This is a genomic window from Liquorilactobacillus capillatus DSM 19910 (assembly GCF_001434915.1).
GTDB classification, from domain to species: Bacteria; Bacillota; Bacilli; order Lactobacillales; family Lactobacillaceae; genus Liquorilactobacillus; species Liquorilactobacillus capillatus.
Window position 1 is genome coordinate 74,621 of sequence record NZ_AZEF01000041.1, and the last position, 262, is coordinate 74,882.

Here is a 262-nt window from a genome sequence, read left to right on the forward strand (position 1 = left end):
AGAGTAAATTGGCTTCTAGAGCACGTTAAGAGAAGTAACAGGAATAAAAGAAACCGGGAAGTTACGAGCACTAAGGGAGATTGCGAAGTAGTCAGGGGTTATGACTACAAGTAAGCTAACTTAGGTGGAGTAAATTGGCTTCTAGAGCACGTTAAGAGAAGTAACAGGAAAAAAGTTTCAAAAAAATACCAAGCTAAAAATATTTTTGGGTCAAAGTCAAATCGTATTGATGGAGATCTTGGCATCACCTTTGGGTGGTGTT